Annotated in this window: 13 protein-coding genes and 1 pseudogene; 10 read left to right on the top strand and 4 right to left on the bottom strand. The window is 68.5% G+C overall.

The window, feature by feature from the left end; translation table 11 throughout:
- Positions 1-153: 153 nt before the first annotated feature.
- Positions 154-1029, bottom strand: coding sequence for an aminodeoxychorismate lyase (locus tag AC2VNT_RS10930; RefSeq protein ID WP_486946874.1), 876 nt, complete (start codon positions 1027-1029; stop codon positions 154-156).
- Positions 1030-1064: 35 nt separating this feature from the next.
- Here AC2VNT_RS10930 and ygfZ point away from each other — a divergent pair, with 35 nt between their 5' ends.
- Entirely contained in the window at positions 1065-2168 is a 1104-nt protein-coding gene (gene ygfZ, locus AC2VNT_RS10925; RefSeq protein ID WP_486946873.1) for a CAF17-like 4Fe-4S cluster assembly/insertion protein YgfZ, read from the top strand.
- A gap of 122 nt (positions 2169-2290) precedes the next feature.
- Positions 2291-2461, top strand: a complete 171-nt coding sequence (locus AC2VNT_RS10920) for a DUF3073 domain-containing protein (protein WP_486946872.1) — start codon at positions 2291-2293, stop codon at positions 2459-2461.
- A 15-nt stretch (positions 2462-2476) separates the two neighbouring features.
- Here the strand turns inward: AC2VNT_RS10920 and purM are convergent, their stop codons facing one another.
- Both purM and AC2VNT_RS10910 read right to left on the bottom strand, forming a co-directional pair.
- Positions 2477-3559, bottom strand: coding sequence for a phosphoribosylformylglycinamidine cyclo-ligase (gene purM, locus AC2VNT_RS10915; protein ID WP_486946871.1), 1083 nt, complete (start codon positions 3557-3559; stop codon positions 2477-2479).
- A gap of 58 nt (positions 3560-3617) precedes the next feature.
- Positions 3618-4517, bottom strand: coding sequence for a sulfite exporter TauE/SafE family protein (locus AC2VNT_RS10910; RefSeq protein ID WP_486946870.1), 900 nt, complete (start codon positions 4515-4517; stop codon positions 3618-3620).
- A 20-nt stretch (positions 4518-4537) separates the two neighbouring features.
- Between AC2VNT_RS10910 and AC2VNT_RS10905 the strand changes: the two genes are divergently transcribed.
- Both AC2VNT_RS10905 and AC2VNT_RS10900 read left to right on the top strand, forming a co-directional pair.
- Positions 4538-6133, top strand: coding sequence for a YeeE/YedE thiosulfate transporter family protein (locus AC2VNT_RS10905; protein ID WP_486946869.1), 1596 nt, complete (start codon positions 4538-4540; stop codon positions 6131-6133).
- Positions 6123-7217: a metallophosphoesterase gene (locus AC2VNT_RS10900; RefSeq protein ID WP_486946868.1), complete on the top strand. Its 1095-nt coding sequence runs from the start codon at positions 6123-6125 to the stop codon at positions 7215-7217. Before AC2VNT_RS10905 ends, AC2VNT_RS10900 begins: the two co-directional genes overlap by 11 nt.
- An 84-nt stretch (positions 7218-7301) precedes the next feature.
- Here the strand turns inward: AC2VNT_RS10900 and purF are convergent, their stop codons facing one another.
- A complete protein-coding gene (gene purF, locus AC2VNT_RS10895) occupies positions 7302-8840 on the bottom strand; it encodes an amidophosphoribosyltransferase (protein ID WP_486946867.1) in 1539 nt (512 codons plus the stop codon).
- Between the two features lie 103 nt (positions 8841-8943).
- Between purF and AC2VNT_RS10890 the strand changes: the two genes are divergently transcribed.
- The 6 genes and pseudogenes from AC2VNT_RS10890 to AC2VNT_RS10865 all read left to right on the top strand — a co-directional run.
- Positions 8944-9195, top strand: a complete 252-nt coding sequence (locus AC2VNT_RS10890; RefSeq protein ID WP_486946866.1) for a hypothetical protein — start codon at positions 8944-8946, stop codon at positions 9193-9195.
- A gap of 259 nt (positions 9196-9454) precedes the next feature.
- Positions 9455-10288: a hypothetical protein gene (locus tag AC2VNT_RS10885; protein WP_486946865.1), complete on the top strand. Its 834-nt coding sequence runs from the start codon at positions 9455-9457 to the stop codon at positions 10286-10288.
- 196 nt (positions 10289-10484) lie between these two features.
- Complete coding sequence (locus AC2VNT_RS10880) at positions 10485-10802, top strand: DUF2563 family protein (RefSeq protein ID WP_486946864.1); 318 nt, start codon at positions 10485-10487, stop codon at positions 10800-10802.
- Positions 10793-12661, top strand: a complete 1869-nt coding sequence (locus tag AC2VNT_RS10875) for a putative alpha/beta hydrolase (RefSeq protein WP_486946863.1) — start codon at positions 10793-10795, stop codon at positions 12659-12661. Before AC2VNT_RS10880 ends, AC2VNT_RS10875 begins: the two co-directional genes overlap by 10 nt.
- 116 nt (positions 12662-12777) lie before the next feature.
- Positions 12778-13230: a hypothetical protein gene (locus tag AC2VNT_RS10870; protein WP_486946862.1), complete on the top strand. Its 453-nt coding sequence runs from the start codon at positions 12778-12780 to the stop codon at positions 13228-13230.
- Between the two features lie 82 nt (positions 13231-13312).
- Positions 13313-13612 (top strand): annotated as a pseudogene (locus AC2VNT_RS10865) (hypothetical protein); the annotation flags it as partial.

Genomic DNA, 13612 nt, shown 5'->3' with positions numbered 1-13612 from the left:
CGGGCTCACAGGTCCCAAGGAAACGTCGGCGTCGGCAGGCGACCCGACACCATTTTCACGCCTGCGAGGCGTCCCGGGAACGGAACTGGGGGCTCACCTGTCCATGACGTACTCAATTTCGCGGACCACCTCCTCTCTTGTGTACGGCGGACGCTACCCGGCGCGGACGGCCGCGTCGACCAGCCCGGCGAACTCGGCGGCCAGCGCGCCGGGTGGCCGCGGCTGGCCGTCCAGGGTGTGCACCCGGGCGGCGAGGGTGATGCTGGATACCAGCCAGATGTCTTGGGCGGCCACCAGATCGGCGGGGCGCAGTGGCTGGTACGCGCAGCGGTAGCCGCGCCGCTGTGCTTCTGCGAAGAGCGCCTGCTGGGTGGTGCCGTGCAGGATGCCGTGCGACGGCGGCGGCGTGCGCAGCCGTCTGCGGTCGGCGGCGTCGGCGACCACCACCGTCGAGCGGGGACCCTCCAGGATATAGCCGTCCGAGCTGACGAAGATGACCTCGTCGGCGCCGAGCCGGGCGGCGTGCCGCAGCGCGGCCATGTTCACCGCATAGGACAGCGTCTTGGCTCCGAGCAGCAGCCACGGCATGGTCTCGCCGCCGGTGGCCGGCAGTCCCCGGTCCAGCATCAGCGCCGCCACCCCGTCGCGGCGGGCGACGGCGACCCGGTCGTTGAGCGGGCTGATCATCACGTATCCGGTGGGCGGCGACCCGCTTTCCCGCCCGCGGCTGTAGACCAGCCGCAGCGCACCCTCGTCGGCGTTGCCGGCCGTCCAGTGCCGCACCGCCACGTCGACGGCGCTGCGCCACACCGTCGGCGCCGGTTCGGGCAGACTCATCAGCGCCGCGGAGTTCGTCAGCCGGTGCAGGTGCGCCTCGAGCTTGCAGGCCACCCCGCCGCGGACCAACACCGTCTCGAAGACACCGTCACCGCGGAGCGCGGCCAGGTCGTCGGCGTAAAGCAGCGGGCTTCCCGGCGCAACCAGCCCGCCGTCCAGCGTGACGATGGTCACCTCGGTTGACGCGGTCATGGACCCCGAGCGTAATGGCTCCGTAGAGTTGACCTGTGTCCGCAGTTCCCGCGCCGGAAAACGGGCTGGACGCCGGCGCAATCTGGCACTACGGCGACCCGTTCGGCGAACAACGCGCCGCGGAAACCGATGCGGTGCTGGTGGACCGCTCACACCGGGCGGTGATCACCCTCGGCGGTCCGGCCCGGCAGAGCTGGCTGCACACCGTCTGCACGCAACACGTCAGCGAGCTGCCCGACGGCGCCTGCACCCAGAACCTCATCCTGGACGGCAAGGGTCACGTCACCGACCATTGGCTGCAGACCGACCTGGGCGAGCTCACCTACATCGACACCGAACCGTGGCGCGGCGAGGCGCTGCTGGACTATCTGCGCACGATGGTGTTCTGGGCCGACGTGACCATGGCCGCCGCCGACATGGCGGTGCTGTCGCTGCGCGGCCCGCGCCTGGCCGAGGCGGCGGTGCTCAAGGCGCTGGGCGGGATCGACGCGCTGCCGACCGCGGCGACCGCGGTGCCGATCCCGGACTCGGCCGGTGGCTTCGTGCGTCGCGAGCCGGGGGCCGCCATGGCGCAGATCGAACTGGACGTGCTGGTGCCGCGAGCGGAGTCGGCCGACCGGCAGCGCCGGCTGACCCAGGCCGGGGTGCGACCGGCCGGGATCTGGGCCCATGAGGCCCATCGGGTCGCGGCCCGCCGGCCACGCCTCGGCGCCGACGTCGACGACCGCACCATCCCGCAGGAAGTCGGCTGGATCGGCGGCCCGGGAGTCGGCGCGGTGCACCTGGACAAGGGTTGCTATCGCGGCCAGGAGACCGTCGCCCGGGTGCACAACCTGGGCAAGCCGCCCCGGATGCTGGTGCTGCTGCACCTGGACGGGTCGGTGGACCGCCCGTCGACCGGAGATCCGGTGCTGGCCGGCACCCGGCCGGTCGGGCGCCTCGGCACCGTCGTCGACCACGTCGAGCTGGGACCGATCGGGCTGGCGCTGGTCAAACGGGGACTGCCCGCGGACACCTCCCTGGTCACCGGGGACCAGGGCGAGGTCGCCGCGGTCGTCGACGCCGATTCGCTGCCGCCGCCGGACACGCGCGGCGCCGGCCGGGTGGCGATCGACCGGCTGCGCGGCACCAGCGGTTGAGCAGGTCAGCTCAGCGGGCGCCCGAGCGGCACGGTAAACTGTCGCCAGGACAATAACGACACTCACAGATCGGAGCCGCCTGCTCGCGGGCCGCTCCGTTATTGCGCGAGGGGGTTCCCCCAATGGGCCGCGGCCGGGCTAAGGCGAAACAGACCAAGGTTGCTCGAGAACTCAAGTACAGCTCCCCGCAGACGGACTTCGAGCGACTCCAGCGTGAGCTGTCCGGCTCCGGTGAATCCGACTCGCTGGACGGCGACGACCGCGTCTCCGGCGAGGACGACTGGCGGCGCTGAGCCGGCCCGGGACCGCTAGAACCTGGGGTGCTGCCCGACCAGCTTGACCCGCATCCGACTCTTCCCGCACTTGGCGACCGTCCCCAGCGTCCAGCAATCCAGGTGACGCGCGGTCAGGATGGCCAGCGCCCGGTCGGTGTCCTCGGGTGCGACGACCGCGACCATGCCGACGCCGAGGTTGAACGTCTTCTCCATCTCGGATCGGCTCACCCGGCCCCGCTGGGCGATCATGGCGAACACCGGTGCCGGCGTCCAGGTGCCGCGGTCCACCTCGGCGACCAGCCCGTGCGGGATGACCCGCTGCAGGTTGCCGGCCAGCCCGCCGCCGGTCACGTGGCAGAACGTCCGCACCTGGGTCTCGGCCGCCAGCGCCAGGCAGTCCTTGGCGTAGATCCGGGTGGGCTCGAGCAGCTCCTCGCCGAGGGTGCGACCGAACTCTTCGACATGACCGCCCAGGTTCATCCGGTCGATGTCCAGCAGCACCGCGCGGGCCAGCGAGTAGCCGTTGGAGTGCAGCCCCGAGGAGCCCATCGCGATCAGCACGTCTCCCGGCTTGACCCGCTCCGGACCGAGCACGTCGTCGGCCTCCACCACGCCGACGCCGGTCGCCGAGACGTCGTAGTGGTCGGCCTCCATCAGGCCCGGATGTTCGGCCGTCTCACCGCCGAGCAGCGCGCAACCCGCCCGCACGCAGCCGTCGGCGATACCGGCCACGATCGCGCTGACCCGTTCCGGAACCACCCGGCCGACGGCGATGTAGTCCTGCAGGAACAGCGGCTCGGCGCCGCACACCACCAGGTCGTCGACGACCATCGCCACCAGGTCCAAGCCGATGGTGTCGTGCTTCTCCATCGCCTGGGCGATCGCCAGCTTGGTGCCCACCCCGTCGGTGGAGCAGGCCAGCAGCGGCTCCCGGTAGCCGTTGCGCAGCGCGAAAAGTCCGGCGAACCCGCCGAGCCCGCCGCGCACCTCGGGTCTGCTGGCTTTGCCGGCCAGCGGCTTGAATAGGTCGACGGCACGGTCACCGGCCTCGATGTCCACGCCCGCCGACGCGTAGGTGATACCCGGGGAACTCGGTTCTGCTGCGTGCTGCGTCATCGCGGTCAAATCTACCGGTCGCCCTTCGCCGGCGGTGACGGTTATCGACAGCGACAGGCTAGCTAGCTGGGCCAGGGGGCGATCGCGTCAGCGATACCAGGGACTCGGTTGCGGTGAACGCGGCGACCGCCACCATGAGCCAGACGAACCAGGTGGTGAGCCGCGCCGCGGGTACCTTGGTGGCGATCCGGTCGCCGAGGAGTACACCGGCGATCGCGGCCGCGGTGAACGGTATCGCCACCGCCCAGTCGACGTCGCCGCCGGAGAGGCGGAACAGCAACCCTTCGGCCGAGCTGATGGCGATCACCAGCAGCGAGGTGCCGACGGCGACCGGCATCTCGTAGCCCAGGGCAAGGACCAGGGCGGGCACGACGACGAAGCCACCACCCACACCGAAGAACCCGGTGAGGAACCCCACCACGGTTCCGGCGATCACCACCCGCACGGCGGTGGCCATCGCGGTGCGATCGAGCGCTTTCGTCGTGCCGCCCGGATCCGGCGCAGTTTCTCCCGGCCTCCGCGCGATGGTTTTTGCGGACATGTGCTGCTTGGCGTGGCACGGCGCCTCGTTGCTTCGGGCATGCATGCGCCACGCGGCCAGCAGAATCAAACCCGAGAAGGCGATCAGCAGCACGTCATTGGGGATCGCTCGGCTCAGCGCCGAACCGAGAAACGATCCGCCGATGCCGACCAGCCCGAACGTCAGGCCCGAGATGAGTCGCACCCGTCCGGCGAACAGGTGCCCGAAAATCCCGGCCAGTGCCGATGTGCCGACCACAACCAGCGAGGTCGTCGTCGCCGCATGTGCCGCCTGGCCTGCCCCGTAGACCAGCGCCGGCACCGCCAGGATCGAACCACCGCCCCCCAGGGCGCCCAGCGACAGGCCGATCAAAAAACCCAACGGCGCCGACGCGGCGACGCGGCCGGCGCTCAGCGTCGTCGCGACCGCGGCACTCACCACCGGCCCCGGTCACCGCGGTGATCGGTCATCGCCGCATTCTAGCCATTCGCGCCGGGGGATTCGGGCGCCGGCAGCGACCGGTTCGCTACGCTGGAGCCAACCGCCGCCTACGCCCGCACTGGAGCACCATGGTGGAAGTCAACGCCCCGCTTTGGGTGGGCTTTTTGATCGGCGCCGCGTTCGGTATTCCCGCCGCGTTGTGGGGAATCGGCAACCCCGAGACCGTCATACGAGCCGCGCGGCTCGTCGACCGGCTGCTCATCGGGTGTTTCGCGTCCGTCACGGCGATCGGCGCGGTCATGCTCTACGGGCTCTACGCACTGGGGTTCGCCATGCATTTCTCGCCCAAGCCGCTCTACGTCTACGGGGTGACATTGGGGGGACTGCTATTCGGCGTGGGTGTGGCCATCAGCGGCTACTTTCCCGGCAGCGAATGGATCGCCCTCGGCGAAGGCCGCCGCGACGTGCTCTATGCGATTCCGGGCGGCCTGCTCGGCGCCGCCGCATGGACCGTCGTCTACCAGATGCCCGCCGGACGCTGGCTCGTCAGCGCGGCGAACTTCGGGGATCTGGTGGTCACCGGCGACATCGCGCACGTTCACCCGATACCGACGTTCGTCGTCGCCGTCGGCTATGCGGCGGTGGCCCTGACACTGCTGTACTTCCTGCCCCGGTACCAGGGCGGCAAGCACAGTTGTTTTCGGCATCTGCGGAACTGCCCGCTAGACGAGCACGACCGGGCGTTCATGCGCGACACCGCAAACTACCTCGCCGAAGGGGCGGTGGATCCGACGGGTTCACCCGTCCCCACCTGGTATCAGCGCCTGACGACGCGCGAGGTGCCCACCGCGAACTTTTACGCGCGAACCATCAGCGCCGTCGGGGTCGCAATCGCCGTCGTCGCGGTCCTCGCGATCTTCCTGCATCAGATCTTCGGTCAGTCCACGACGTACTCCTGGCTTGTCGGGCACCTGGTGATGCCTGACTTCGCCTACAGCGCAAAGGTGTTCACCAGCATCGGGTGGGAGCCGTTCACCGACGTCGGGGTCTTCTTCGGGGGGCTTATCTGTGCGCTGTTCATCAGCCGGCGCTTCACCGCCTTTGGCCCGGTCGTCCCGCCGACGTGGCGCAACCGGTTCGGCCCGAGCGCGGCGAAACGCGCGATCGGGTGCTTCGGCGGGTCGTTTCTGGTGCTGTTCGGCGCCCGGATGGCCGGCGGGTGCACCAGCGGTCACATTCTCAGCGGCGGTATCCAGCTGGCGCTAAGCGGGTGGCTGTTCACCGCGGCGACGGTGACCGCGATGCTGGTGACCGCCCGGCTGGTGTATCGAGACGCCAGCTGGCTGACCACCCCGCACGGCCCGGGCGCGCAACCCAGCATGCCGACCGGTCACCGAAAATCGTCGATGACCGTTCGCGCCGCAGCGCTGTTAGGTGTGGTGCTGGCTGGCTTCGTCGCCATGACCGCTATCGGCGCAGCCCTGACGGGCGGGCAAAGCCAGGGGCAGCTCACACTCGGCGACGTGCTGATCCCCGCGGCGATCCCGCTGCTGCTGTTGATCGCACTCACCGTGGCCTGCCGCAGCGGAGGGCAGCGATCCGATGGCCGCTGATTCGCCGGCCCAGCCATTTCGGCTCTGGGCGTTCGGGGACGCCCATGTCGGAACGGATAAGCGTTTCGGCAGAAGCAGCCTCGCCGAGGCGATCACGCAATCCGAATTCGGCGGCTCCGAGGGGGGACCACCGTTCTGGTGGGACGTCGCCGTCGACGTCGGTGACATGTCGGGCGCTCAACACAGCCTGCCCGCCGACCCCGAGGGCCGCGAGGTGCGCAGACAGTTCTCCGCCCTGCATGCCCCGCACCGCCGCGAAGACGTCTACAGCGTGTCCGGAAACCACGACCGCAGCGGCCTCGCGGAACCCGACGGCTGGTGGTGGCAGAAATGGGTCGATCCGCTCGGTGAGCACACCGAGTTCTCCGGGGTTGATCCCGCGCTGCGGCGCTATCCGGTCGAGGGCACCTGGGAGCGATATGCGTTTCGGGTCGGCAATCTGCTGTTTTTGATGATGAGCGACCGCAACGAACCCACCCAGTCCATCGGGCGCGGACCACTCGGCGGCAACCCGGGCGGTGTGGTCAGCGGTGAGACATTCAACTGGTTCACCGCGATGGTCGACGACAATGCCGAGGCCGTCGTCATCGCCGTCCACCATTACGTGCTGAAAGACACCACCGTGGCTTCCGGTGAGTGGGAAGGTGTGCGCAAGGACGCAGCGGGAGACTTGGTGGAGCACTATCATCGGCCCTTCGAGCAGGGCACCCCGCAAGGTGCGTCATTTCTGTACTGGGTTGACAGCAAACCGGATTCGGGTGCATTCGAGCGCTTCCTGGCCGCTCGTCCCGGTCGGGTGCAGATGTGGCTGGCCGGTCACACCCATACCAATCCCGACGACTCCTTCGGCGGCAAGACCCACATCGAGCGCCGCTGGGGCACCTGGTTCCTCAACGTCGCCGCGTTGAGCCGCCATCACGTGCCGTTGACTACGCTGCCGATCAGCCGTCTGCTCACCTTCACCCCCGGCAGCCGCGACGTACGAGTGCAATGCTATTTGCACACCAGCCAATATGCCCCGCAGGGCTGGTACCCGAAAGCGGAGCGAACCGTGGAGCTCGACCGCCCGTTCCGGTGGGAATGAGGAGCGCCCCAGCTGGGCGCTTTACGGACCGCGGTCGCCGATTGCGCTGCTTTCGGCTAGCGCCCCCTGGTCGCTAGCTAACTATTAGGGCCGGCGCGCCGCGGTGTCGGCGGCGGTCTGCGCGTCGCTCTGGGCCTGCCGCGCGGTGTTGGTCAGCATCTGCTCGACCACGTTCTTGCCCAGCGCATTGTCCTCGGGCAGGGCGATCGGGTAGCTGCCGTCGAAGCACGCGGTGCACAGCCGCGAGGCCGGCTGCTCGGTGGCGGCGATCATGTCCCGCAGCGAGGCGTAGCCCAGGCTGTCGGCGCCGATGGTGCGCCGGACCGCCTCCAGCATCTCGTCTTCGTCCTCGACGACGTTGGCGATCAACTCGGCCGGTGACGGGAAGTCGATGCCGTAGAAACACGGCCATTTCACCGGCGGGGAGGCGATCCGCACGTGCACCTCGACCGCCCCGGCCTCGCGCAGCATCCGCACCAGGGCACGCTGGGTGTTGCCGCGCACGATCGAGTCGTCTACCACGATCAGCCGCTTACCGCGGATGACCTCCTTGAGCGGATTGAGCTTGAGCCGGATCCCCAGCTGGCGGATGGTCTGCGACGGCTGGATGAAGGTGCGCCCGACGTAGGCGTTCTTGGTCAGCCCCTGGCCGTAGTCGATGCCGGACTCTTGGGCGTAGCCGACCGCTGCCGGGGTGCCGGACTCGGGCACGCCGATCACCAGGTCGGCGTCGACCGGGTGCGCGCGGGCCAGCCGACGGCCGATCTCCACCCGGGCGGCGTGCACCGACCGGCCGACCAGAGTGCTGTCCGGGCGGGCCAGGTAGACGTATTCGAAGACGCAGCCCTTCGGGGTGGGATTGGCGAACCGGGACGAACGCACCCCGTCGGCGTCGATCGCCAGCAGCTCGCCGGGCTCGATGTCCCGGACGAACGAGGCGCCGACGATGTCCAGCGCCGCGGTCTCCGACGCCACCACCCAGCCACGGTCCAGCCGGCCCAGCGACAACGGCCGCACCCCCCACGGGTCGCGGGCCGCATACAGGGTGTTCTCGTCCATGAACGCCAGGCAGAACGCGCCGCGTGCCGCCGGCAGCAGCTCGAGCGCCGCCTGCTCCAGGCTGGTGTCGGCCGCACCGTGCGCCATCAGCGCGCCCAGGATCTCGGAGTCCGTCGTCGCGGCGCCGGGGCGGCGCGGATCGATCAAGCCCAGCTCGCGAGCCCGGCCGGCCAGCTCGGCGGTGTTCACCAGGTTGCCGTTGTGCCCCAGCGCCACCCCGGTGCCGGCCGCGGTGGTGCGGAACACCGGCTGGGCATTCTCCCAGGTGGTGTCGCCGGTGGTGGAGTAGCGGCAGTGCCCGATTGCGACGTGGCCCGGCATCGCGGTCAGCGTCTGTTCCTCGAACACCTGGCTGACCAGGCCGAGATCCTTGAACACCAGCACCTGCGACCCGTCGGCGACGGCGATCCCGGCGGCCTCCTGGCCGCGGTGCTGCAGCGCGTACAGGCCGTAGTAGGTGAGCTTGGCCACCTCTTCGCCGGGTGCCCAGACACCGAAGACGCCGCACTCCTCACGGGGCGGGTTCTCGGGTTCCGCCGAGTCTCCCGTGTGCTGGTCGGTCACGATTCTGGCTGCTCCCAGGGCTGGGCGTAGGTGACGTAACCCAGTCTACGGGCCAACGGGCGGATGACTCCGGGGGGTGGTGCGACTCGACTACAACCACGCGATGACGCTGGCGGAGTCGGACGCTGAGATCAGGCAGATGGTGCAGACGTTGCACCAGCACGGCTGGGGTGGTCCCGGCGACTTCCACACCCACTCATCAGCGGTCAGCAGAAACGGTGTCACCGCGGTATTTCGCTTCTACTCACCGGTCCAGACCGGCAGTGGTTCTATCGATATTTACGGTGAGTGTCGCGACATGACCACTCGGAAAAACACCATGCCCGAGCCGATCCCCGCCGACGAACTCAAATGACGCTGCAGCACGCCCGAGTGCGCCTCGGTGTGCTGTTGCGGCGACTGGCCGTCGCCGGGTTTCTCATCGCCGCGGTCTCCAGCTGCCCGTCGTGTGACCTGGTGCGCAATCTCAGTGAAGGAGTGCTTCATCCGAGACATCGTGCAGACCCTCGGCCTGCGCGGTGTGTCCGCGCTCTTCTCCCGGCAGTCGTGTAACGACCAAGCCGAGGCGCCGTTCCGGGGGGTGGCGCGAAGGCTCACAGGCCGAGATCCAGCACATGGTGGAGACGCTGCACCAGCATGGCTGGGGCGGCCCCGGCGACTTCCACACCCATGGATCGGCGGTCAGCAGACAGGGCGAGATGCTTGCCGGCGGTGTGGAGCTGGTCGCCGGGTTGCTGCTCTTCCTGCCCCGCACCGCGACGCTCGGGGCGCTGCTCAGCCTGGCCGCCACCGGCTATCTGTTCGCGATCAACATGACCTACGACGTGCCGGTCAAGATCCTGTCGTTTCATCTGCTGCTGATGAGCGTGTACCTGCTCGCACCGCAAGCGCGGCGGTTGGCGAACGTGCTGGTGCTGGAACGACCGGCGGAGCCGGCCAGCCAGCCGCCGCTGTTCAGCGGCCGTCGGGCCGATCGGATTGCGACCGCGGCTCAGGTCGCGCCGGGTATCTGGGTGCTACTCAGCGAGGTGCTGGCCGGTTGGCAGCTGTGGAACACCTACGGCGGCGGCCGGACGAAACCGGAGCTGTACGGCATCTGGTCGGTGACCGAGTTCACCCGAGACAACGTCCCGCCGTCCCCGCTGACCACCGATGAAGACCGGTGGCAGCGGCTCGTTTTCGACGTCCCCGACATCGCGACCATCCAGTTCATGGACGGCTCGCTGGTGTATGTGCCGGCGAAGACCGACACCGCCGCCCACGCCGTCACCTTGTACCGACAGCAGCCGCGGGATGTCGTGCTGGCCAAATTCCAAGACGACCGCAACCCCGCCGGCCGGTTGCGGCTCGACGGGCAGGTGAATGGGCACCCGGTGACCATCACCTTGGAGCCGGTCGATCTGGACAGCTTCACCCTGCGCAACCGCGGCTTCCACTGGGTACAGTAATACCCGTACCGACGCTGACCCGGTGGATCAGTCGACTGTCACCAGCGGGCAGCCAGGCGCCGATCTCGGCGACGCGGGCACCGGGCCACCTGCGGCGTTCCGTCGGCGGGCGGGTGACTACCCCCGTGCCGGTGCGGCCGCTAAAATTCCTGGGCCAAACACCGACCCGGTCGTGCCGCGGCGGAAGGAACCGACAATGTTCGTCGACAGAGCAGAGCTGCACTCCGGGGCCGACCACTCGGCGCGGGCCGGTGAACACGCGCAGACCGGCGCGGATCACCTGGCCGGGGCGCCGGTCACAGCGGGCATGTTCGGCGACTTCGACGTGGCTCATGCGTTCCACGCGACGCTGACCGAGGCCCACGAGCGACACGTCGAGACCCTCGGCCTGCACCAGCAGATCCTCAGCCGGATCGGCGACAACGCGCACCAGGCCGCAACCGATTTCACCGCGATGGAGGCCCGGAACGCCGAGGCGATGCACGCAGTGGAACGTGAGGCGGGATGCACCTAGACAACTTCACCATCCCCGGGTTGGCCGAGGCCGCCGGTGGTGATCCGTGGGCGATCAATGCCGCGCTCCAACATGGTCGGCCGGCGCAGATCGACAACCTGGCGCAGGCCTACCACGACGCCGGGCAATCGGTCGGGCAGGCCGAGACCACCTTCACCGATGCCCGCCACCGCTTTGAGGCCGCGTGGAACCGGGACAACGGCGAGCACCCGATCAACGACTCGGCCCAGGTGCAGCTGGCGGTCACCTCGCTGGGTGTGCAAACAGAACGGCTTCCCGACATCGCCGCCGATCTGGAGACCATCGCCGCAGCACTGGCCGAAGCACAACGGTCCTCGGGCGGCTACATCGCCACCCTCGACGACAACCTGGAGCAGATAGATGCCGGCATCACTGCTTTTCACGACCTAGAACGCGACCAGAGCCCGACCGCTGAGGAACGAGCCCAGATCGACAAGGCCATCGACGCGCTGGCCACCGAAGCAGTCGATGACACCCGGGCGACGTTGCAGCAGCTCAAACACATCCGCGACGGCTACAGCGGCGAACTGCAGCGCGCCGAGCGCAAGCTGCGCAGTGACGGCTATGACCCGGGGCTGGTCAAAGTTCTTGATCAGCCCCCGCCGCTGCTCGGCGAGCCGATGTTGCCCATCCCGCCGGCCGGCACCGACTCGCAGACGGTGCTCAACTGGTGGAATTCGCTCGGCCCCGAACAACGCTCGCAGCTGATCGCCCAGCACTCCGAGGATTTGGGCAACCTGCCCGGCATCCCGGTCGATGTCACCAGCGAGATAAACCGGGCGGTGATGAACGACGACCTGAGCCGGATCACCGACATCGCGAATCTGCAGGACGTCCCGGTCGACGACGTGCTGGCGAACCCGGGCAGGTACGGCCTCTCGGCGACCGACATGCTCCGGTACAGCAACGCACGCAACACCTGGGACGGCTTGGAGAAGGCCGCGACTGCGGAAGACGAAGCGAGGAATAATCCCGATGTGTTCTTGTGGCGGTATCGGCCGGAGGCGTTCAACGGCGACGGGGCGGCGGCGATCGCAATGGGCAACCCGGACAAAGCGGCCAACACCACGGTGGTGGTCAAAGGGCTCGGATCCGGTGTCCAGCAGGGCACGCTGGTGAACCCGGATGCGGCAAACCTCTATCACGAGGCCAATGCGGCCGACTGGGGTCACGACACCGCGGTGGTGTTGTGGGTCGGCTACGATGCGCCGGATACCTGGCACGACCCCGGCCTTTTCGAGCCGAACATGGCGCGCACCGGTGGCCAGGCGCTGGCCGGCGACGTCAATTCGCTGGCGGTCACCCATCAGGGCCCACCCGCGCATATGACGGTGGTGGGGCACTCCTACGGGTCCACCACGGTGGCCGATGCGGCCGCGGCCTACGGGATGCACGCCGACGACGTCGTGTTGATCGGCTCACCCGGAACCGACCGGGCCTACTCGGCCGCCGATTTCAACCTCTCACCCGGCGGGCACGTCTACGTCGGTGCCGCCAGCCAGGACGGGGTCAGCTGGTTCGGCGCGGACACGTTGCGAACACCGTTCGGCAGCATCGGCCTCGGGTCGGACCCCACCATGGACAACTACGGTGCGGTCCGGTTCAAAGCCGAAGTGCCCGGCCAGCACATCAACCCGTTCTACGAGCACTCCCACTACTTCGATCCCGGTTCGGAGTCGCTGTTCAGCATGGCCGACATAGCGTCCGGCCACGGGGATGCGCTCGGGCGTGACGGCATGCTGGCCCAGCCTCGGGGACCGGGCTCGCAGCACATCACGGAGCCGGAGGGCAGCCGCGAACCGCACAACGACCACTACCACCGCACACCCGGCGGGTAGTGGATGACGCCGAAAAATCGACTGACCGTTAAAGGATGGAGCAGGTGTGCAGCCTAGTAAGAATCACGGCCGGCGTAGCGGCAATCGGATTCGTGTTGAGCGGATGCGGTGACGAAGTGACAGCTCCGATCTCGCCCGAGCAGGCGCGAGCCGAGGTCATCGATGCCGCCCGCGATATCCGTGCCATCCTGCACGCCGACGTGGCGAAAGCGAATTTCTCCTACGAGTCGTGCAACGACCAAGGCGAGCCGCCGTTCCGCGGTGTGGTGCACATGTCGTTGTGGATGCCCGGTGTCGCCCATGACGAACCCGTCCAGCCGGAGCAGGTGCTCCCGCAGTTGGCCGCGCACGGCTGGAGCAGCGACTCCGACTGGGTCTCCCATTCACACACCATGCGCAAAGGTGACGTCAACGTTCTGATCGAGGTGGTGTCGCGGATACCGGCGAACGGGAGAATCGGCGGCCACGTGGGAGCAGACATCTACGGAGAGTGCCGTGACACGTTCGATCATCGCACCGATCACACCGTGGTTCCCGTCGACGTCGGCAGCGAGATCGAGCGCTCCTGAGCCGTGCAGACTTCACCGAGGAACGTCATGGCCGCCCTAGCTAGCGGCAATCGGATTCGTGTTGACCGGATGCGGTGACGAAGTGACAGCTCCGATCTCACCCCCGCAGGCCCGCGAACAGGTCGTCGCCGCCGCTCGGGACATCACCACAGCTCTGCACGCCGAGGTCGCCAGGGCCAATTTCTCCTACGAGTCGTGCAACGACCAAGGCGAGCCACCGTTTCACGGTGTCGTGCACATGTCGGTGTTGATGCCCGGTGTCGCCCATGACGAACCCGTCCAGCCTGAGCAGGTACTACCCCAGCTAGCCGCACACGGCTGGAGCAGCGACTCCGACTGGGTCTCCCACTCGCACACCAGGCGCACAGGTGACGTCAACGTC

It is taken from the genome of Mycobacterium sp. TH-M15, from assembly GCF_057473705.1.
Note: the sequence above shows the minus strand (reverse complement) of the source record. Positions and strands in the feature narration are given on the sequence as shown.

What these genes read in the sequence shown, in the direction of transcription:
- AC2VNT_RS10920 (WP_486946872.1), top strand. Translation starts at nt 2,291, where the DNA reads ATGGGCCGCGGCCGGGCTAAGGCGAAACAGACCAAGGTTGCTCGAGAA.
- AC2VNT_RS10880 (WP_486946864.1), top strand. Translation starts at nt 10,485, where the DNA reads ATGTTCGTCGACAGAGCAGAGCTGCACTCCGGGGCCGACCACTCGGCG.
- AC2VNT_RS10875 (WP_486946863.1), top strand. Translation starts at nt 10,793, where the DNA reads ATGCACCTAGACAACTTCACCATCCCCGGGTTGGCCGAGGCCGCCGGT.
- purM (WP_486946871.1), bottom strand. Translation starts at nt 3,559, where the DNA reads ATGACGCAGCACGCAGCAGAACCGAGTTCCCCGGGTATCACCTACGCG.
- AC2VNT_RS10890 (WP_486946866.1), top strand. Translation starts at nt 8,944, where the DNA reads ATGACGCTGGCGGAGTCGGACGCTGAGATCAGGCAGATGGTGCAGACG.
- AC2VNT_RS10885 (WP_486946865.1), top strand. Translation starts at nt 9,455, where the DNA reads ATGGTGGAGACGCTGCACCAGCATGGCTGGGGCGGCCCCGGCGACTTC.
- AC2VNT_RS10900 (WP_486946868.1), top strand. Translation starts at nt 6,123, where the DNA reads ATGGCCGCTGATTCGCCGGCCCAGCCATTTCGGCTCTGGGCGTTCGGG.
- AC2VNT_RS10930 (WP_486946874.1), bottom strand. Translation starts at nt 1,029, where the DNA reads ATGACCGCGTCAACCGAGGTGACCATCGTCACGCTGGACGGCGGGCTG.